General features: G+C 69.4%; 22 protein-coding genes and 2 pseudogenes. 10 read left to right on the top strand and 14 right to left on the bottom strand.

What is annotated here, in order from left to right:
- The first annotated feature begins 551 nt into the window (after positions 1-551).
- Together ACFU5O_RS29510 and ACFU5O_RS29505 are read left to right on the top strand one after the other, a co-directional pair.
- Positions 552-701, top strand: a complete 150-nt coding sequence (locus tag ACFU5O_RS29510; RefSeq protein ID WP_384245149.1) for a hypothetical protein — start codon at positions 552-554, stop codon at positions 699-701.
- Between the two features lie 440 nt (positions 702-1141).
- Positions 1142-2371: a cytochrome P450, cyclodipeptide synthase-associated gene (locus ACFU5O_RS29505; protein ID WP_384245148.1), complete on the top strand. Its 1230-nt coding sequence runs from the start codon at positions 1142-1144 to the stop codon at positions 2369-2371.
- A 55-nt stretch (positions 2372-2426) separates the two neighbouring features.
- On the opposite strand, the gene ACFU5O_RS29500 is transcribed toward ACFU5O_RS29505, so the two are convergent.
- Both ACFU5O_RS29500 and ACFU5O_RS29495 read right to left on the bottom strand, forming a co-directional pair.
- Complete coding sequence (locus tag ACFU5O_RS29500; RefSeq protein WP_384245146.1) at positions 2427-3221, bottom strand: hypothetical protein; 795 nt, start codon at positions 3219-3221, stop codon at positions 2427-2429.
- Positions 3222-3375: 154 nt separating this feature from the next.
- Complete coding sequence (locus ACFU5O_RS29495; RefSeq protein ID WP_384245175.1) at positions 3376-3582, bottom strand: hypothetical protein; 207 nt, start codon at positions 3580-3582, stop codon at positions 3376-3378.
- A gap of 782 nt (positions 3583-4364) precedes the next feature.
- On the opposite strand from ACFU5O_RS29495, the gene ACFU5O_RS29490 reads away from it, so the two are divergent.
- Both ACFU5O_RS29490 and ACFU5O_RS29485 read left to right on the top strand, forming a co-directional pair.
- Positions 4365-4508, top strand: a complete 144-nt coding sequence (locus ACFU5O_RS29490) for a hypothetical protein (protein ID WP_384245145.1) — start codon at positions 4365-4367, stop codon at positions 4506-4508.
- Positions 4505-5068: a DUF6262 family protein gene (locus tag ACFU5O_RS29485; RefSeq protein ID WP_384245144.1), complete on the top strand. Its 564-nt coding sequence runs from the start codon at positions 4505-4507 to the stop codon at positions 5066-5068. Before ACFU5O_RS29490 ends, ACFU5O_RS29485 begins: the two co-directional genes overlap by 4 nt.
- 94 nt (positions 5069-5162) lie before the next feature.
- On the opposite strand, the gene ACFU5O_RS29480 is transcribed toward ACFU5O_RS29485, so the two are convergent.
- Positions 5163-5480 (bottom strand): hypothetical protein, encoded by a 318-nt coding sequence (locus ACFU5O_RS29480; protein ID WP_356232031.1) that lies wholly within the window; start codon positions 5478-5480, stop codon positions 5163-5165.
- 94 nt (positions 5481-5574) lie between these two features.
- A complete protein-coding gene (locus ACFU5O_RS29475) occupies positions 5575-5910 on the bottom strand; it encodes a hypothetical protein (RefSeq protein ID WP_384245142.1) in 336 nt (111 codons plus the stop codon).
- Between the two features lie 505 nt (positions 5911-6415).
- Between ACFU5O_RS29475 and ACFU5O_RS29470 the strand changes: the two are divergent.
- Positions 6416-6637, top strand: a pseudogene (locus ACFU5O_RS29470) (ABC transporter ATP-binding protein); the annotation flags it as partial.
- Between the two features lie 389 nt (positions 6638-7026).
- Here the strand turns inward: ACFU5O_RS29470 and ACFU5O_RS29465 are convergent.
- Complete coding sequence (locus tag ACFU5O_RS29465) at positions 7027-7404, bottom strand: WhiB family transcriptional regulator (protein ID WP_384245141.1); 378 nt, start codon at positions 7402-7404, stop codon at positions 7027-7029.
- A gap of 142 nt (positions 7405-7546) precedes the next feature.
- The gene (locus ACFU5O_RS29460) at positions 7547-9190 is read right to left on the bottom strand and encodes a protein kinase (protein ID WP_384245140.1); all 1644 of its coding nucleotides are present in this window, start codon (positions 9188-9190) and stop codon (positions 7547-7549) included.
- 172 nt (positions 9191-9362) lie between these two features.
- On the opposite strand from ACFU5O_RS29460, the gene ACFU5O_RS29455 reads away from it, so the two are divergent.
- Entirely contained in the window at positions 9363-9692 is a 330-nt protein-coding gene (locus ACFU5O_RS29455) for a hypothetical protein (RefSeq protein ID WP_384245138.1), read from the top strand.
- A 517-nt stretch (positions 9693-10209) separates the two neighbouring features.
- On the opposite strand, the gene ACFU5O_RS29450 is transcribed toward ACFU5O_RS29455, so the two are convergent.
- From ACFU5O_RS29450 to ACFU5O_RS29430, 5 genes are all read right to left on the bottom strand, one after another.
- On the bottom strand, positions 10210-11778 hold the full coding sequence (locus ACFU5O_RS29450; RefSeq protein ID WP_384245137.1) for an amidase: 1569 nt from the start codon (positions 11776-11778) through the stop codon (positions 10210-10212).
- Positions 11775-12998, bottom strand: coding sequence for an MAB_1171c family putative transporter (locus ACFU5O_RS29445; protein WP_384245136.1), 1224 nt, complete (start codon positions 12996-12998; stop codon positions 11775-11777). The genes ACFU5O_RS29450 and ACFU5O_RS29445 overlap by 4 nt, the downstream gene beginning before the upstream one ends.
- Positions 12999-13012: 14 nt before the next feature.
- Positions 13013-13564, bottom strand: coding sequence for a hypothetical protein (locus ACFU5O_RS29440; protein WP_384245135.1), 552 nt, complete (start codon positions 13562-13564; stop codon positions 13013-13015).
- Between the two features lie 36 nt (positions 13565-13600).
- On the bottom strand, positions 13601-14083 hold the full coding sequence (locus ACFU5O_RS29435; protein WP_384245133.1) for a hypothetical protein: 483 nt from the start codon (positions 14081-14083) through the stop codon (positions 13601-13603).
- A 412-nt stretch (positions 14084-14495) separates the two neighbouring features.
- Positions 14496-14699, bottom strand: a complete 204-nt coding sequence (locus ACFU5O_RS29430) for a hypothetical protein (protein WP_384245132.1) — start codon at positions 14697-14699, stop codon at positions 14496-14498.
- A 119-nt stretch (positions 14700-14818) separates the two neighbouring features.
- Here ACFU5O_RS29430 and ACFU5O_RS29425 point away from each other — a divergent pair, with 119 nt between their 5' ends.
- Positions 14819-15112 (top strand): hypothetical protein, encoded by a 294-nt coding sequence (locus ACFU5O_RS29425; protein ID WP_384245131.1) that lies wholly within the window; start codon positions 14819-14821, stop codon positions 15110-15112.
- 15 nt (positions 15113-15127) lie between these two features.
- On the opposite strand, the gene ACFU5O_RS29420 is transcribed toward ACFU5O_RS29425, so the two are convergent.
- Positions 15128-15691 (bottom strand): dihydrofolate reductase family protein, encoded by a 564-nt coding sequence (locus ACFU5O_RS29420; protein ID WP_384245130.1) that lies wholly within the window; start codon positions 15689-15691, stop codon positions 15128-15130.
- A 122-nt stretch (positions 15692-15813) separates the two neighbouring features.
- On the opposite strand from ACFU5O_RS29420, the gene ACFU5O_RS29415 reads away from it, so the two are divergent.
- Positions 15814-16209: a hypothetical protein gene (locus ACFU5O_RS29415; RefSeq protein ID WP_384245128.1), complete on the top strand. Its 396-nt coding sequence runs from the start codon at positions 15814-15816 to the stop codon at positions 16207-16209.
- Between the two features lie 252 nt (positions 16210-16461).
- Here the strand turns inward: ACFU5O_RS29415 and ACFU5O_RS29410 are convergent, their stop codons facing one another.
- Together ACFU5O_RS29410 and ACFU5O_RS29405 are read right to left on the bottom strand one after the other, a co-directional pair.
- Entirely contained in the window at positions 16462-16662 is a 201-nt protein-coding gene (locus ACFU5O_RS29410; RefSeq protein WP_384245126.1) for a hypothetical protein, read from the bottom strand.
- 100 nt (positions 16663-16762) lie between these two features.
- The gene (locus tag ACFU5O_RS29405) at positions 16763-17038 is read right to left on the bottom strand and encodes a hypothetical protein (RefSeq protein WP_384245125.1); all 276 of its coding nucleotides are present in this window, start codon (positions 17036-17038) and stop codon (positions 16763-16765) included.
- Between the two features lie 175 nt (positions 17039-17213).
- Here ACFU5O_RS29405 and ACFU5O_RS29400 point away from each other — a divergent pair.
- Together ACFU5O_RS29400 and ACFU5O_RS29395 are read left to right on the top strand one after the other, a co-directional pair.
- Positions 17214-17839: pseudogene (locus ACFU5O_RS29400) on the top strand (acyltransferase family protein); the annotation flags it as partial.
- A gap of 276 nt (positions 17840-18115) precedes the next feature.
- Positions 18116-18505, top strand: coding sequence for a hypothetical protein (locus tag ACFU5O_RS29395; RefSeq protein ID WP_384245124.1), 390 nt, complete (start codon positions 18116-18118; stop codon positions 18503-18505).
- Positions 18506-18712: the final 207 nt, after the last annotated feature.

The following is an 18712-nucleotide window of genomic DNA, read 5'->3' as shown; positions in this document are numbered from 1 at the left end:
CGGATTCGTGCTCGCTCTGACCCCTGGCGGGCTGGCCGGCTCGTCGTTCATCGCCGTGGCCCTGATGGGCGGACACCTCGCGGCCACCGCCTCGCGCCCCCGACGGCGCGCTGAGGGGTGGGTGCTCATGACCGCCGCAACGGTGCTGGGCGCGGCGGCCTTCACCGTCCTCTCCGCAAAGCCCCTCGGCCACCTGCCCGCCCCTGTCCTGTGCGTACCGGGCCTCGCGCTGCTCTGGTGGGCCACACGGAACAAACCGACCGCAGATCCTGAAGGAGTCACCATGCAACGTGGGACGGACGCTCTGAACACGGTCGAGCGTGAGCACTGGCTCGGCCAACTGACCCGGCTGCTCGAAGAGCGCCACGCAGTACCCCACGCACGCGCCGCAGAGCTCACCAGGGAGGCGGCCGACCACCTCGCCGCCACCGAACGCGCTCCCGAGGAGGAGTTCGGGCCCGTGGAGCTGTACGCGCTGCGACTGTCCGAAGTGGAATCTCCCCCGCACACGGTGGTGGCTGCGCAGCGACATCCAGAACGCGATACTTGCCGTGATCCTCACCGGCTATCTGGTGGTCAATCTCGCCTCCGGCGGACCGTTCTGGCAAACCGCGCTCGCCGCCGGCGCCCTCGCCGTGAACCTGGCGCTCCTTGCCCTCTCCCTGGTGCGCAGGCAACGCGACAGCTCGCCCCGGCGATAGCCGCACCGCTCGCTCCGTAGGATCGCTGTCGAGGCACCTCCTGACGAGGGGCCCTGTCCACCAGCCCGCCGTAGGACGGCGGGGACTTCCGGGCAACGGCGCCCGGTGCTGAGCACGGGGTGGGAGCCGTCATGGCGTCCGGGGGGAGAAGGACCGAGCAGCGCGCGAGTGCGGCCCTCACCTGCCGGGACGATGAACTCGCGTGCTCCCCGCGGGGCGCCGAAGCCGTCGGCGAGGTCCGCCGCCGCTCGCCCACGTCATCGAGGAGCGTCTCACCCAGCGGCCGACCCGGCTCCCGACATGGGCCTCGGCGTTCACCCGGACCAGCCGTTCCGTCCGCCGGACCCTCGCGGTCCAGGACGCCGACGCCCGCCCCCGGCCTAGAACTCGGCGAGCAGTTGCCATCCCCCCTTGCCTCTTCCCTTGAGAGATTTCCTGCCATGCTCAGAGCCGAGTCCGGCTTCAGTGTCCTGTCCGACGACTTCGCCGCCGCCCCCTACCGGTACTTCGCCGGCCTCAGGGAGCGGGCACCGGTGCACTACGAGCCGGCGATCGACAGCTACTTCCTCTCCCGCTACCAGGACGTGAAGCGGGTGCTGACCGACCATCAAGCGTTCAGCACCGAGACACTGCAGGTACGCGCCGAGCCGGTGATGCGCGGACCGGTCCTCGCCCAGATGACCGGGGCAGAGCACACCGCCAAAAGAAAGATCGTCGTCCGGGGCTTCACCGGGCAGGCCCTGCAGGACCAGATACGCGCCGTCCACGCCAACGCCACCGAGCTCATCGCACCCTTCCTTCCCCGGGGCCGGGTGGACCTCGTCAACGACTTCGGCAAGCCCCTCGCCGTCCACGTGACGCTCGACGTCCTCGGCCTGGACAAGAAGGACTGGCAGCAGGTCGCCGCCTGGCACAGCGGGGTCGCCGAGTTCATCACCAGCATCGTCCTCACCCCGCAGCGCCGCCGGCACTGCCTGGACTGCGCCGAGCAGCTGGAGGCCTACCTCGTCCCCCTCATCGGACAGCGGCGCCGCCACCCCGGCGACGACCTGATATCGAAGCTGTGCACCGCCGAGTTCGACGGCATCGCCATGAGCAATCGCGATGTCACCGCACTGATCATCAACGTCCTGGCTGCCGCCACAGAGCCGGCCGACAAGACCCTCGCCCTGCTCGTCAAGCATCTGATCGACCACCCCGAGCAGATGGCCCAGGTCCGCCAGGACCCGACCCTGCTGTCCGCCGCGATCGCCGAGACCCTGCGCTACACCCCGCCGGTCCAGCTCATTCCCCGCCAGTCGGAGAAGGACGCCGTGTTCGCCGGCGCCACCGTCCCGGCAGGTGCCACCGTTTTCTGCATGATCGGCGCGGCCAACCGCGACCCCGACGCCTTCGCCGCCCCGGACACCTTCGACATCCACCGCCCGGACCTGGGCACCGCCCGCTCCTTCACCGCCGCCGCCCAGCACCTGGCCTTCGGCACCGGACTCCACCAGTGCGTCGGCGCGGCCTTCGCCCGCGCCGAGATCGAGACCGTCGCGGAGATGCTCCTCCCCCTGCTCGACCAGGTCCGCTACAGCACTCGCCACCACATAAGCGCAGTTGTCCTAACTTCGACTCGTACAAAAGGGCACCCCGTTCGGGCATCCCGCACGGCCGCTCGGCGCTGAACGTGTCGCGTAGGGCAGTGGCGCCGACGACCACGGAGCCCCGGGCTCGACCCGCTCAGGCCAGCAGGACGTCCTCGCCCGCCGTCACGGGGACGACCTGCCTGGCTGACGGAGCCTCGGCCTTCACCGGCGTCCCGAAGTCCGACAGCGTCATCGTCGTCATGACCTTCATACCGCCGAAGTAGGACAGCCGGGCCTGGACGGCGCGCCCCTTCCCGTCGACCCACACGTCCGCGTAGACAGGCATGTCGTCGCCCAGCTTCTCGCGCAGGTCGTTCAGCCCCTGTTTCGTCTCCGCCGTCATCCCGAGCGTCGCGGTGGCGGGGTCGATCGTGCCCCGGTAGTGCACCGCAGAGGCGTCGTTCACCTGCTCCTTGCCCTCGTTCGACACCTGCCGCATCGCCTTCATCTGGCGGAGCAGGTGCTGGGGGTCGTTCAGCGGCGCCCGCAGGAAATAGCGGGTCAGGGCCTCGCTTCGGACGGCCGAGGCCCACTTGCCCTCGTCCACCGCCTGCGAGCCCCGCACATAGACGGTGTCGCCGACGAAGACCTCCTCGACGGGGTCCCATCCGCTGTCCTCCAGCTCCACCGTGAGCCGCCCCCTGTCACCCGCCAGGTCGAAGGCGCCGGCGATCGCGAATACGTACGTCGTGGGACTGTCGGCGGACCGCAGTTCGATCTTCTCGTCCACGCGGGCGCTGTCCGCGCTCGTCCTCTCGATCGCGGCGCGCACGGCCGCCCCGTGATCCACGGCCTTCATCGCGCTCTCGCCCGAGTCACGGTCCGGACCGCCGGAACAGGCGGTGCAGAGCAGGAGGACAGCGGCGGGGAGGAGGTGGGCGCGGCGCATGGGCTCTCCGAGAAATCGTTACTGCGGGAGGATTGAGCCCGAGAGGTCCTGTAGATCTTCGCACGAAACCGGTGACGGGTCCCGAGGATTTCGGCCTTGACCTGTATGGACATCGCGGCGGAGAACGACGGTCTTGACCCCTCCCCCGAGGCTGCTATATCGCGTCAAGGGGTTCGGAGGAGATCTCCGGGGTTCGCTCTGAGCGTTCGAGGATCTTGAACAGCTGGCGGCAGACGGCTCGTTTCAAGCAGTCGCTGATCCTGCGGGCGACGTATGTCTTCGTGGCTGGGTCGAGCCGCATACGGATGAGCGTGATGGTGTGCAGAGCGCGGTTCAGCTGCCGGTCACCGCTGCGGTTGATCCGGTGGCGGTTCGTAAGCCTGGCAGCAGCCCAACCCGGGCCGCAGGACGACTGTCACAGTTACCTTTTTCGTGGCTCCGCAATGGGCCTCCGGCCTTCGGGTCCGGCATGACTTCCCCCCTTGTTGTTGATGATCCGGGGGGTGGTGTCACCGGGCCCGGAGGCATCGACGGACCGCTGATGAGGGGCTTGAGCACCGGCTTCACCCGAGCCGGAAGAGCGACGCCGCGATGACGACAGGCTCCCCTCGCCGAACCGTGGCTGGTCACCACTGACCGACTGAAGGACCGACGGGACTGACGGGACTGACGGGACTGACGGGACTGACGGGACTGACGGGACTGACGGGACTGACGGGACTGACGGGACTGGGGGCATCTTCCTGATCGCCACCTGGGCCGTGCTGGCCTGGGGTACTACAAGGTGTCCCTGGAGCGTAAGCGCGCCGCGGTGGAAACCTTGCGCCTGCAGGTCGTCGACCGCTCCGGGAAATCCACACCCATGGCTTCGGCGACAGCCTACGAAGCACGTTCGGTCGCGGTTCCGTACGGCAACTGTACCGAACCGACCAACATCAAAGCAGGCGGAAAAAGCTGCCCGCTGCGCTTCCAATGCGCCGGCTGCGGCTTCTACCGGCCCGACCCTTCCTACCTGCCCGCTATCGAGGAACACCTCCACCAGCTGCGCACCGACCGTGAGATGGCCGGCGCGCTGGACGCCGCCGACTTCGTCACCGCAACCTCACCGACCAGATCGACGCCTACACCGAAGTCGCCGAGAAGATGCACAAGCAACTCGCCGAGCTCCCCTCCGACCAGCAGGCCGAGATCGAAGAAGCCGCACGGATCCTGCGCAATGCCCGCGCCGCCGACGGCCACACCCTGCTCCCGCCCACCGTCGTCAACCGTGCCCAGGGGGCCTCGTGACCAGCGCGCGAACTCCCGGCCAGGTACTGCAAGAGGCCCCACGCAAGGACAGCCGCGACAAACGCGCCCGGGTCCTGCGCACCGTCGATGACCTGCTCACCCGCGGCGAGCCCGTCACCTTCACCGCGGTCGCCAAGGCGGCGGGCGTCTCCACCTGGCTCGTCTACGCCCCCGGCGTCCGCGAACACGTCGAAGCCGCCCGCACCCAACAGGCCCGCACCGCAACCACAGGCAGCGATCCCCGGTCGGCGGGCGGCGCCATGAGCGCACGTACCGACCTGGAGATTCTTCGCGCCGACAACCAACGGCTCCGCGGCCAGGTCAGCGACCTCAAAGAGGCCCTGCAGCGCCAGCTCGGCCGACAACTCGACCAGCTTCAGGCGACCGACCTCACGGACCGGATCGGTGAACTGACCGCGCAGAATCAGGAATTGAACATCCAGATCACCCGGCTCCACCACGAGCAGCGGGAACTCGAACGGAGACTCGCCGAAACCAACGACGACCTCGTAGCCGCCCGGGCCAGCCTCCGACGCATGATCCGAATCGAAAACTCATAGCAGGAGGCGCCCGGTGAGCCCACCGGGCGCCTCCTACGGATCAATGCCACCAGCGACAGCCGCCACCAGGGCCAGCGAGACCCAGCGCGTCAAGCTAGCGGAGACCGGCTTCGATCTCGTACTGCTGGATTAGCTCCTGATAGCCGGCAGGGTCCACGTCATGGTGCAAGGTGACGTTCGCCCCCTTGGCGACAGTGGTGATCTCGACCAGTAGCCGGTCGGCTTCTTCCTCGGTGGCGTAGAGTCCGACGTTGATCCGCGTCCCGACTGCGGCGGTGGCCCAGGGGACGGGGCAGGGCGGCTCGTGGTCAGGGTCCGGGCACAGGATCGACGAGATGACTTCCTGCAACTCCTGCGCGTCCTTGCCTACGGGAACGTGGATCTCGTAGACGCGCCTGCTTTGGCTGGTCATAGGAGCCTCCTTCCCCCCAGCATACGGGGTGGGACAAAGGACGCGCCGCTGGAGATCCCGCCTTTGGGATCTCCGGGCGCGGGGCCCGTGCGAGTCAGCGACGGTAGGTTTCCAGGGTGCGGCAGTGCCGCTTGTAGCTGCCCTTCTCGACGGGGATGTTGCGCTTGGCGGTGTTGACGGCCGCTTGCTCGGTAGGGCCGTTGCCCCATGCGTCGCGCTTGGTGTAGGTGTGGCCGTTGCGGACGATGTCGCACTTGACGTGGGCGTGCCATTGCTTGCTGACGGCCGGGCCGTACTCGGCGATGGAGAGGTGCTGAGCGGAGCTGTCCACGGTGGCAGCCGAGGCACCGGAGGTGAAGAGCCCGAAGGTCGCCGCAAGTGCAGCCGCTCCTACGGCTGCGCCCCGGGCAAGGGTGATGAACTTGTTCATGAAGATATTCCCCCGCAATCTCATTGGACGGTCTGGACGAAAGAGTCTCGGGTTGGTCTCGCCACTGGCGTCACCGAGAGCGCTTCGCGTCACACACGTGATCACATTATCCGTCAAGTCGGCTACACGGGGGCTGTGTTGGCAACCTGGCGCGTTTCGGCATGCTCCGGCGGCCAGGCGACGAGGTGATGGTGTGCGCAGGGCCGCCCAGCCGGGCACCGCAGTACGGAGGTGCTCCACGCGGGCGACCTTGCCCGGATCGTGAACCGCCCGCGATTTACGTCACGACGCCCGCGCCATATCGCCTGGTCCAGGCCGGTCTTGCGAGCTGTCTCCACCAGCAGCACGCCGCCGGCCAGGCTGACGGCGCTACGGCCGCCGCTCTCGACACGAATCCGCGGATACAGGCGCTGTCGGTCGCCTACGAATCAGGACCGTGCCTAATGTGCCTGCAGGCCACATCACGGTCTGACTGACTGAGGCGGGAATTTGACAGCTATAGATAAAGATGGACCCACGCGGCGAGCACCAGATCTTCGAAAAGATCAAGGCCATCTCAGGCGAGCGCATCACCGTCGTCGTCACCCACCGGCTCGAGAACACCAGGATCGCTGACCACATCGTAGTGATGGAACACGGCCGCATCACCGAACAGGGCCGCTACGACGACCTCGTCCACGCCGGCGGCACCGTCGCCGAGCTCCTGGAGCTGTCACAGGACCGCTGACCAGTTGGTCCTGTGAAGGCGCGCGCCAGGCAGGACCCGGCGTGCCCGCACGCGCCGTCAACGTCCGTACACCCGGCCTGTACCGGGCCACCGCAGCGCCAGCGGCCGGGTGGCTCGGCGGTAGCTCGACCTGGGCGCGGCGTAACCTGCCTCGGACTTCACACGGACGCTGCCGACCAGACGTAGGGCGTTGTACGTCCTGCAGGCCGCGCCTGATCGCCCATCTGCCGGCCGACGCGGGCGAGGAGATGCCCCTGCCCGACGCTGTGAAGGTTCCGGGCCGCCACTGAGCCCGTACCACGGTGTTTGAGCCGCGACTTGCATGGGCCGACGCATCCTTCTCAGGGCATGCGTGCTCAGGGCATGCGTGCTCAGGGCATGCGTGCCGGTCAGCCGGCGCGCTGGTGCTCGTCGTCGCGGCGAGCGGTTTCCAGGACGGTTCGCCACGAGGGGACGTCGGGCATGCGGCGCAGCAGTGCCCGCCGTTCTCGCTCGGTCATGCCGCCCCACACGCCGAACTCGATGCGGTTGTCGAGAGCTTCGGCCAGGCACTCGGTCTGTACCGCGCACCCCAGGCACACTGCCTTGGCACGCTTTTGCCCCTCCGCGTCGGCGAACAGTTCCTCCGGGTCGCTGCTCCCGCACGCCGCGTCCTCGCTCCATCGGCTCATCAAGGTCAATGTCTTTCCCTCCCCCTTGAGGCTTGGCCACGGGAAACATGAGCCTATGCCGCTGTGGGAACGGCAGACGACCGGGAGCCGTTCCATGCCACGCCCTCGGTGCAGTGCCACGTCGGGTGCTCGCCGTGACACACCGTCGGGGACCTTCCTCAACGCTCCACGGACCGGTACGGCTCGGTTGACTCCGATGCCCCGAACGGCACCAGCTCCAGCTGAACCGGTCACTCGTCTATCCGTGCTTTATCCGGGTGGGGGAGAAACTGTCCCTTGCCGCGTCGAAGTGTTCTCGGACGGTGGGGACTGCGCTGTCGGGTCCGGCGACCCAGAAGTCGTACGTCCGCCCGTTCTTGGTGTATCGCAGGTCGATCGAGCGATGGCGGATGCCGGAGGCGGCGTCGTACCAGGTGAACTCCCAGATGGCGGCAGGTGCGCCGTTGTGCTCCGTGCGCTCCAGGCGGACCCGCCGGTACTTCGGATAGCCGGCGACCGCGGAGGTGCCGGTGCCGTTGTTGTCCTGCGCCAGGAGTTCGGCGTACGGGTCACCCTTTCCGTCAGGCGGAGCCAGGTGGACGCCGAGCCGGCACGTCCGGTCTGCCGAGTGGTAGAAGACGCGGCGCTTGTCCGCATACGGTCCGGTCCAGTCCTTGCCGATTTCCACGGTGAATCCGGCAGGATCGCTGACCGCGCGGAACCCGGGGCGGGCGGCTGTCGGTGACACCGGACCCGATACGGACGGGGTGCTGGGGTTCCGTTGGGCCAGCAGGGGAGGTACGGCATAGAGACCCACGGCGGCCAGAGCGACGACCGTCGAGCCGATGAGGGCACGGGTGAGCCAGCGGCGGGAGGCGCGGGCGGGAGCCTGTGCCGGACCTGGGTCCTCGGGCCGGACGGGACTGTGCCGACCGGCCGGAAGGGCGGCGGGCCCGCGTTTCGCGGAGGCAGTGCTGGTGGCGGACCGGGATCGCCGCCGGTCGCGGGGAGCACAAGCGGATCCGGCGCTGTTGGTCTGCGCCTTTGGGTGGGGTGCGGGTCCATGTGAGGGTGGTGCGTCGGGGCGCTCGACGGCAATCAGCAAGGACCGGGCCGTTGATGCCGTCATACGCTGCGACGGGTCCTTGGTGAGCAGGCCGTCGATGACCTCGCCGAGGGGACCGGCGTTCCGGGGCGGGTCGTACGTGCCGTCGAGCACGGCCTGGAGGGTCGCGAACTCGTTGTTGCGGCGGAACGCAGAGCGTCCCTCGACCATTTCGTAGAGGGTCGCTCCCAGGGACCACAGATCACATGCCGGTACGGCTCTCAGACCCTGAACGCGTTCCGGCGACAGGTAGTCGAGTGTGCCGATCATCCCGCCGGGGACGGTCAGGGTGTCGGCGCCGGCCACCGAGGCGATGCCGAAGTCGGTCAGAACGGTACGGCCGTCCGGCCGGGCCAGCAGAAGATTGGACGGCTTCACATCGCGGTGCACCACACCGGTCGCGTGGGCCGCGACCAGCCCGTCCAGCGCCTCGCGGGCGATGCGAGCCGCATCGCCGACCGCCACACGGCCGCCGGCCAGTTCCTCCGCGAGGGAACGCCCCGCCACGAGTTCCATGATGATCCAGGGCCGGTCCTCGTCCATGACGACATCGTGAACCTCGACCACGTTCCGGTGCTGCACCACCGCCGCGGCCCTGGCCTCGCGCAGTGCCCGCTCCGCCCGTCGGCGCCACTCCTCGGGATCGAGATCGACGCGTGCCCGGATCTCCTTGACCGCGACCGCACGCCCCAGCTTCACGTCCATGGCCGCCCACACCGCGCCCATGGCTCCGCGCCCGATCAGCTCGTTCAGCTGATAGCGGCCCGCAGCCAACCCCCGAACTACCGGTTCGGCCATTTTCGGTCCCCACGCCTGTTGCGCTCCATGGCCTTGCCGGGACTGTCACCTGACGTCAGGCCTTCCATCTTCCGAGATTTTGCCTCACCTGAACGAGCCGGTGTGCCCCGGGTTGTACATAGGGACCGGCCGAGTGACGCACCCGATGCGGTGCGCCGCGGGGGACTTGGCCGTGGGCAGCGACCGCTGCCTCACCGCGCAGGAGGAGGAGCTGTCCGGGACGCTGCCCGACGAGTTCTACGCCGACATGCGGCGAGACACCGAAGGCAAGGCGGAGGATGCCGACTTCGGCTCCGTCGAATTGCACAAGCTGCGCCCGGCCGAGTTCGCCGCCGACGCGTACATGACCTGGTCCGGCAAGGTCATGACACGGAATCAGGTCAGCGACGGCGGAAGTGCAGGGCCGCGTCCGTACGACCGTTGCAGAGCCCGCCGGCCGGGCATGCTGTCGCGCAAGCCCGGCACGGTACTGCTGCCTGCCGCCGTGGCCCTGTGGCATTAGGATGATCAAAGGGCCCGGGTACCGCATCCCCCGTCGGTACCCGGGCTCTTCATCTCTCGGCGCAGACCGACGGTGTTCAGGTCCCCTGCGTGCAGTCGCGGATCGCGGTCCGAGCCGGGTCCCGCCCTGGACGTCATCGATCGCGGTCCGAGCCGGGTCCCGACCTGGACGTCACCGATCCGCTGGAGCCCGCCCCGTCCCCGGACCACGCTCCACAGTGGAACCCCACGCACTCGGAAAGACGCCGCACCTGCGGCGGTGCCCGCGGAGGGCGTGATGCCGAGCGTGCGCGGAGAACGGCGGCCGACCGCTGTCCTTGCCGTCGCCGGACCGGTCCGGCGGTGGCCGGTCCCTCGACGAGTCACGGGCTGCCGACCGCTCCCGGTCGGGGCCGGTCCGCGGCCTCGGCCGACGGACAGTGCAGAGGGCCCCGGTTTCACCCGAAGCCCCTCTGCTGTGCGGGCTCGCCCCGCCCCACCCCCGTGGGGGCAGAGCGAGCCCGGTCATGGGCGCCCGGTCACGCAGTGAACGCGGGCGGCTGCACGGGCTTGGGAAGTCGCCGCGCCAGGTGCTTGGCAACGTCGATGACCGTGCGGTCGGCCAGGTAGGGGCCGATGATCTGGATGGCCAGCGGCAGGCCGTCGGCGGTCCTGCCGGCGGGCATGACGACGGCCGGGAGTTTGACGTGGCCGGCCATGTTCAGCCACGCCGTCTGGTCGAAATACGGCCGCTTCTGTCCATCGACGGTGATGAACCTGTTCGGGACCGGCGTGGACGTCTGGTCGTCGACGGCCGCGGTGGGGACGGCCGGCGTGATGAGGACGTCGTGGGTGGCGAAGTAGTCGGCCCAGTCGCCGCGCAGCTTCTCGCGTTCCTCGTTCGCGCGGAGCCAGTCCCGGTGTCGCATGGTGCGCGAGTGCAGGAAGAGTCCGCTCGGCTCGTCGGCCGGGATCCTGTCGGCGGCCGCGATGTCGTCGGCGAAGCCGGCGTCGGTGGCGGTGGCGCTCGCCGTGGCGTACATGAGGCGTTGGAACAGCTTGTCGCTGTCGGCCAGGTGCACGGGGCGGGTGGTGTCGTCGACGGTGGCGCCGGCGGACCGCAGGAGCTCGGTCACCTGCTCCAGGAGCCCCCGGATGCTGTCGTCGACATGGCAGTACGGGTCGTCCTGCCACATGCCTACGTGGTAGTCCGCCAGTCGGCTGCGCTTCGGCGCGGGGAGGTCGATACTCCAGGCGGCGGCTTCGGCCGGGGCCGGGGCGGCCAGGACGTCGAGGAGGACGTCGAGGTCGGCGGCGTTCCGGGCGATCGGGCCGAGGGTGAGCATGTCGGAGCTGGAAAGCCAGCCCGGCGGCCGGGGGATGTGTCCGCGGGTGGGGACGATGCCGCCGCTGGGGCGCAGCGCGTACACGCCGCAGTAGGCGGCCGGGAGGCGGAGGGACCCCGCGAGGTCGGAACCGACCTCGAGGCTGGTGATGCCCGTGGCGACGGCAGCGGCCGGGCCTCCGGAGGATCCGCCCGGGGTCTTCGTGTCGTCGTACGGGTTCTTCGTCCTGCCGAAGATCGGGTTCGTGGTCTGGAGGTCCTGGCACATGACCGGGACGTTGGTCTTGCCGACGATGACGGCGCCGGCGGCGCGCAGGCGCGCGACGGCATCCGCGTCCTGGTCGGGGACGTGGGCGGTGAGGTCGGGAGAACCGCAGGTGCTGCGCAGGCCCTTCGTCTCCAGAGCGTCCTTGACGGTGATGGGCAGGCCGTGGAGTGCGCCGAGCGGCTTGCCCGTCCTGGCCATGTGGCGGTCGGCCTCGTCGGCCGCCGCGCGTGCGCCGTCGCCGTCCAGGGTGATGACGGCGTTGAGGCCGGGGTTGGTCCTGGCGATGTGCTGGAGATACTGCTCCAGCAGGGTGCGGCTGGTGATCGTGCGTCGGCGCAGCGCGGCGAGCTGTTCGCGGGCGGGCGCCAGGTGCAGGTCGGCGCGCGGGGGCGTCGCGGCACCCGCACGGGAGCGCGCGGCTGCAGACATGGTGGCCATGGACGCCGCCGCGGCGACGGCCGTGGAGGCGATGAGCAGGGTGCGACGGAGGATCACGAACGGGCTCCTGAGGTGGCGCTGCGGACGTCGGAGGCGTTGCTGCTCTCGCTCGTAGGAGGTGTGAAGTACGCGGCGACGCGCTCCAGGTGCAGCAGCTCGTCCTCCGTGGTGGCGAGGGAGAGTTCGGCGTCGGCGTACTCGGCGGGGGTGTCGACGGGTTCACCTGCCGCGTGCCGGATGAGGGCGGCGTGGATCTGGTCGGCGGTGACGGCCGCGGCGAGCTCGGTGCCGGAGAGTCCTTCGGACGTGCGGCGGGTCTCCGCCCGCGCCCTGGCGGCCGGGTCGAGGTAGCGGCGCATCAGCTTCTGGCCCTGGCGGATCTCGACGCGACGGCGCAGCAGGGGGAAGTGGGCGCTGCGGCCGCGCAGAACGTCCCGGCCCTGGTGGGCCGGGCGGCGCAGTGTGATGCCGGGGTCGGCCTGGTCGAGTGCGGACCACAGCGGGCCCAGGCGCCGGAAGCGGATGTGCGCGGTGGCCCAGTCGCGGACGCCGGTGGCACGCCGGGCGACGGTGGGGATGAGATAGCCGATCTGGGTGAGGGTGGCGCCGATGTCCCCGCAGGCCCAGGCGAAGTCGTTGAGGTGGCTGACGCTGAACCCGGCCTCTGCCCCGATGATGGCGGCGATCCGGATGCCGCTGTACCCGAGGGTGATGACGGCGCCGACGGTCACGAGACGCAGGCTGGCGGCGATCGACCGGTTCGTGGTGGCGTGCGCGTATTTCCAGCAGGACAGCGCCAGGTAGATCTCGGCGACGCTGTACATCCCGAAGTACAGCAGCACGTAGGCCTGGAAGACGGGGTCGTGCGCGTAGTACAGCGAGAAGTCCGTGGGCCTGGTGGTGGCCGGGGTGAGCGACGCGAACAGCACCGCCATGGTGGCGATGACCGCGAGGGCCGCGACGAGCAGGAGGCGACTGCGCCGGCGGGCTTCCTCGAGCGGCTTCGACCAGTGCGCAAGGACGGCTGCCTGGAGGGCCAGGACGAGCATCACGAAGCCCTGGGCGATCGGCACGACGATGTTCGGGACGCCGAAGAGGCCGTCGACGCGTACCCACACCCAGGTGAGGGAGACGGCGTAACTGAGCGCGGAGAAGCCGTACGTGAAGGCCAGGGCCACGAGCGCCGGGTCGCGGCGGCTCCTGCCCAGATCACGCACCAGGACGAGGAATCCGGTGCCGGCGATGGCCAGGCACAGGGGATGGAGGATGTCTTTCACGAGGCCCTATCCGGTCAGCGCAGCAGCGTGCGGGCTATCGGGTCGGCTTCCCGGAAGTCCGACGGGCGGGATGCGTTCACGTGCTCCTGGAGGAGGGACCCGAGCATCTCGGCCTCGAACTCCTCAGGCTCGTTGTAGCCGGTCCGTCCCAGGACGAGCTGCACGGTGGCGGGATCGATGTCGGTGATCAGGCCGCCGAGGCTGCCGGAGTCCATAGGGGCCTGGGCGTTGCCCCGGTGCCGCTTGAGCATGTGGCCGAACTCGTGGCCCACGATGATCTCGGCGTGTGCACGGCTGATGGCGGTGTCGTAGAACACGTAGTCCGTGTCGGCGGTGGCGAGCCACAGTCCGCACGGGGCAGAGGAGTCGAGGGAGTCGGGGTCGGCCGGGTCAGAGGCGAACGGCATGAGCCGGATCGACCTGCCGAAGCGCTCCTCCATGAACGGCACCAGGTCCAGGACGCTGTCGACCGCAGGTAGGTCGAGGCTCTCGACGAACTCTCTGTTCCGGCACTCGATCTCGTCGGCCTCGCGGTCGGTTCCGCGGTTACGACGGCTGAGCCACATGGAGCTTCCTCTTCTCCTGGAGACACCGGTCGCTGGTCACGGCAGGTCCCTTGCGGGGTCGTCGGGCAGGCCTTCCTCTTTGCGTACGGCTTCGAGGGCCGCCAGAACCTTGCGCTGGCCGGCGGCGGACACGCCCAGCGCCCGGAGGGCGATCTGCTCGACCCCGTTCTCCTTGAGCTTTCGCAGGATCTCGAACTGCGTCGTGATCTTCCGCGTGACCTCGTCCTCGACGAAGTAGGCGGCCTCCACGCCGAAGAACCGGGCGAGGAGCGGAACCATGGTGATGGTCGGGGTTCGTTTGCCCGCACGGAGGAGGCTGATGTGGGACCGCGTGTAGCTGTCTTCCCCGTACGACGAGATCGTGCGAGCCACATGGGCGTTGGTGTACTCCTCCGCCCCTGAAGGGCGCACCCGGTCGAACAGGAAGTTGAGGCGGTCGCTGAAGGGAGCACCGGGGCCTGGGACCGGAAACGGTCGAGCTGCCTGCGGTGCATCGGGGCCGTCTTCTGGTTCCGTCATTGGCACTGCCTCCTTCCCCTCGAGCGTGACTATAGTTGACACCGTTGCACGTGACTATAGTTGACGGGTAGGCAGCAAGTCTGCCAGAGCTGACGCCCTGTGCCGGTTGCTGGTATCAGGGGCCGGATGGCAGGCCGCCAGGCACCTTCGTCATCGCCGAACTCCTTGCTCCCCGCGCCCGCGGCGACGGGTCGTCGGCGCCCGAAGCAGGCTCGATGCCAGGAACCCAACATCGAGCCCCTGCCGGAACCGTAGCCGCGGGGGACCTGGTCCACTCCAGCCTTCCGAGAGGCTCATGCTGGAGTTCGCCACCGGGAGCGGCTGCCCGAGGAGTGCCGATCGCTTGCGCTGCCGGGGCGACAGCTTGGCGAGGATGATGCCCATGCCGGCCACGCCGTGCGCCGAGGCATTCTCAGTGCACGCAGCCGCGTTCGCGGAACCAGCGCAGGTCCAGGACGGCCTGGCGGAACGGACCGAGTGCCCGGCTGCCGCGCGGGGTGCCGATCCGCCGCCGGTGTGCGGCCGGCAGGCGTGCGAAGTGGTCCACGACGTGGCGCGGGACGTCGAGCGTGGCGACATGGGTGACCACCGTGAAGCCTCTGGTGGTTGCGGACATGATCTTGTGGCGAGACCTGTCCTACCAGGGGCTTTACGTGCGTCTGTGGTCGCGTGCGGTCCGCCCGACTCGCCTTCGCCAGGCGGTGGTTCACGCCGCTCCCATACAGTGCCGAAGGTATGACGGCACTTGCAGCCTTCACCTTCGTGCGCCACATCGATGGCCTCCGCTACCGCTTCGAACGCGACGGCGAGCACCACGGCCGCCCCGCCTATCGCCGAACGGACGGGAACGTGTGGTGTGTCTGGTCGCCGACCGACGGCTGGCACTGCGAGATCGCTGACGGCCTCGTGACCGCCCATCCCGTCAAAAGCCACACTGATGAACCCGAACCCCCGGCCACCGTCTGGCGCAGCTTCAAAAACGACCGCTCCTACCTCTACGACCTCCGGCTCCTCGACCCCGAAGCATGATCCGCCGGACACGACCTAGCGCGCGACGCGGTAGCGGAGGTAGACGACTCTCGAGTTGAAGGTGCGGGTCTCGACGAGTTCGAGATCCACCCGGCGCTCGCGCTGGGGAAAGAACGGAATGCCACCGCCGACCAGCACCGGGTAGACCCTGGCCCGGTACTCGTCGATCAGACCCAACGTGGCCGCCTCGGCGGCGAGAGTCGCGCCGCCGATCGCGATGTCGCCTGCCCCCGGCTCGGCTCGCAACCGCTCGATCGTCTCCGCCAGGCCGCCGGAGGCCAGGCGGGCATTGCCCTGCACCGCCGACAGCGTGGTGGAGAACACCACCTTGGGGAGCGGCTTCCAGATCGCGGCCCACTCGAGCATTGAGTCGTCGAGCGACGGATCCTGGTCGGCGGTCTCCCAGTACAGCATCGTCTCGTACAACCGTCGTCCCAACAGGTGGACGCCGACCTCTCGAATCTCGTCGATCCAGGAGCGAAAGACCTCCTCGTCGGGCGCCGTCCAGTCGAAGCCGCCGTCCGGCCCGACGATGTAGCCGTCAAGGGAGACGCCCATCGAATAGGTCACGCTGCGCATCAGAAGTCCTCCTCGGTAGCGGGTTCGACAGTACGACCGCCGGACGCCGCAGGACTCATCGCGACTCGCGGGATCCCCTGGGCCGAGCCACCTCACGAGATCATTTCGTTGAGAAAACCTCAGTGGCCGGACGAGAACGGCAGCGGGATGTCGCGCTGCACACGGAGCTCCGTGAAGTTGGCGGCCTTCTGGCGCTTTCGGTGAACCGCGCCGGACCGTTCTACATCCGGCCGGGAACCACACTCCTGCCCGGGGCGGCAGGCACCGTCTCCGCCGACCTGAACCCACGGCTGCCCGACGGCCCGTGGAAGGCCACCCTGAAACTCGAGAGCGGCAGGGTCAAACAACAGACGTCGGCCACACTGACCTTCCCGCCCAACGGCTCCACCTGGACCACTGACCTCGGAAGCATCACCGGCCCAGCCACCTGGTGCGTAGGCGGGGGCGCCCTCCTGGCAGCTACCGGCGTCGGCGCCTTCATCCTGAAACGCCGCAGGACAGCGCGATCGAAGGCGTGAGCAGAACCTGCCGCCCGCACGCTGTGTCCGCCGGCCGAAGCGCCTCCCAGCTCCTGTCGCTGTGCCGACTGCTGGAGGCCGAGCACAGCGTACGGACAGGCGCACCCGTTCCGAGGACGTCGCCGAAGCGCTCGGCCTGGAGCGGCCACGCCGCGCGTAGCCGTACGCGAAGATCCGGCCCGGCCTCCTGTACGTACTGAAGGCCGGGCCGGGACCGTTGACGGTGCCGTGGTCAGAGGGGGTCTGCACCGCTCAGCGCGCAGTTGCGCCTCCTGGTCCGGCGCTTGCGCAGCTCCTCCAGCGTGGCGCTCCGGGAGCCGCTGCCGGAGCGAACTGCGGCGGCGCCGGCAGGATCACATCGGCGAGGCGGGCGGTCGGCGCCAGCGCGCTGTTCACAACGGTGTCCCGTTCGGCCTGGACGACGGGCAGGACGCGTCGCGGGATCTGCGGCATCGACACGCTCCTTGAGGTACCTGCAGCCCCGGCGGATGGCGCACCGCAGGGGCGAGCGGCCTGCCCGGCGAGCCGGGCACGGGGCAAGAGGCCCGGGGTTTCAGGCGACGTCGCCGGACCAGTCCCACCGGCCCGAACCACCCGGGCGGGGACCGTACATCGCGCGCCCGCCGGCGCCGAACTGCCCGAGCTCGGTCTGGAGGGCGGCGCCGGTGGCGATCTCGTCCGCCGTCCGTCCGGTGATGTCGAGCAGCAGGCCGTCGAGCGGTCCCCCGACCAGTTCGGCGTAGACGTGACCCGGCCGTGGGCCGGGGTGCGGGTCATCGTGATCCGTACCGTAGACACGGCCCCGCAGCAGTTCCTCATCCCTGTCCATGCGCCCCAGCCTCCCAGCCGCCACCGACACCCGGGTCGGACGGCCCGCTGCCTCGCCGCTCCGGCTGACCGGGGACCAGAAGACGACGAGCCCGGCCTGGGTGGGGGCCAGGCCCGTCGCTGTGCGGCACGGGGCTACTGGGTCCGGAGGGCGCCGCGGTCGATGAGGCCCTGGAGTCGGCACCGGTCTGCTGATCGCGCTCGCCTCGGTCGCGATGGGGGTCGCCATCTGCTGTGCGAGCGCCGGGTCACCCGCGCTTCGCGTGTTCGGGGGTGTGCTGGGCGGGGTGCCGGCGCTCGTTCTGGTCGCTTTCAACGGCACGGTCCCCATGTGGGAGGGCCTGGTGATCCTCGCCGTGATGTTCCTCGGCACCGCCGTCCACCGGGCCGAGAACGGTCGGAGCACCTGGCGGTACGCCGCCTGCACAGCCGTCGTGGTGGTCGCCTGCGCCGTGGGGAGTGCGTACCGGTACGGCGACGGGTCCCATTGCACACGGCGCGGCTGGATCGCGGCATTCCTGCCGGCGGTGCTCACCTTCGGTGTCGGCCTGGCGTTGCGCCGCCGGCGGATCCCGCGCCGGCTGGTCGGACTGGGAACCATCAGCTACTCGGTCTACCTGGTGCATCGGTGCTGCTGGCGGTGACCGACGGCACGATCGGCCGGTGGCGGCGGGACAGTCCCGTGCTCGAAGTGGCCTTCTTCGCCGTGCTGCTGCCCCTGTGCGCACTGACCTACCGATACATCGAAGCGCCGGGCCAGACATGGGGCCGGAAGCTGGCACGCCGCGTTCAGCCACCGTGACGAGCACCCTTGCCACATGCGGGCCGGAAGTCTCCCCGGAGCACGTCATAACGCCCCGGCCATCGCGCGTTCGCCCCCAGCGCTGGAGCTGACGTCGGATGCTCTGGCCCGTACGGCTTGTGCGACCCGCGCGTGATCGGTCGTCCGCGCGATAGCACTCCTCCACGCCCCCACCGCGCCTCCTGTACTGCCTGAAGTCGATCAACTCCGGTGCGTAGCATCGGAATCGGAGCTTCCGCCTCCACCCCGGGGGCGGCCCCACATCAGGAGGCCGAGATGGCTCGTACAACCGCCCTTGCACTGAGTGCCCTTGCCGCCGTAGGGCTCCTCGTCGGCGGCAGTGCTGCTGCCCTTGCGGAAGGTGACCCCGACCAGAAGCCGGGCATCGTCGCGCCCGCAAAGCCGGCCGCGGCCGACACCGCACCGCTGGCCGCGCACCCGCAGTTCTTCGGGGCGTACGTCACCGTGCCACCAGGCCAGAACCGGTTTGCCAGCGTGGCCTGCCCGTTCGGTCAGGTAGCGACCGGAGGCGGCGGTTCGACCACTGCTATCCGGACCTACTTCACCGACTCCTACGCAATCGGCAACGCCTGGGTTGTGCGCGGCACGAACACCAACACCGTGGACGAGTCCATCAGAGCCTTCGTCGTCTGCACGACTCCCTGACCCAAGCGCACGTGACCTCCGGGTAGCTCCCCTGCGCCCACTCCCCCTCGGGCGCGGGAGCTGCCGACCCCAGAGCCATCGGTGATCTGGGGCCCTGTCAGCTGTGCGGCGCCGGTGCGGCATTCTCCGATCCAGCGGCCGAGGACAGCGCCGTCGCCACGGAGATCCTCCTGGTGCGCCGGGGGACTTGGAGCCGTCCTTCGCCCT

It is taken from the genome of Streptomyces sp. NPDC057445 (assembly GCF_042802855.1).
Taxonomy (GTDB): Bacteria; Actinomycetota; Actinomycetes; order Streptomycetales; family Streptomycetaceae; genus Streptomyces.
The sequence above is the reverse complement of the archived record's forward strand: the minus strand, read 5'-3'. Positions and strand labels throughout refer to the sequence as shown.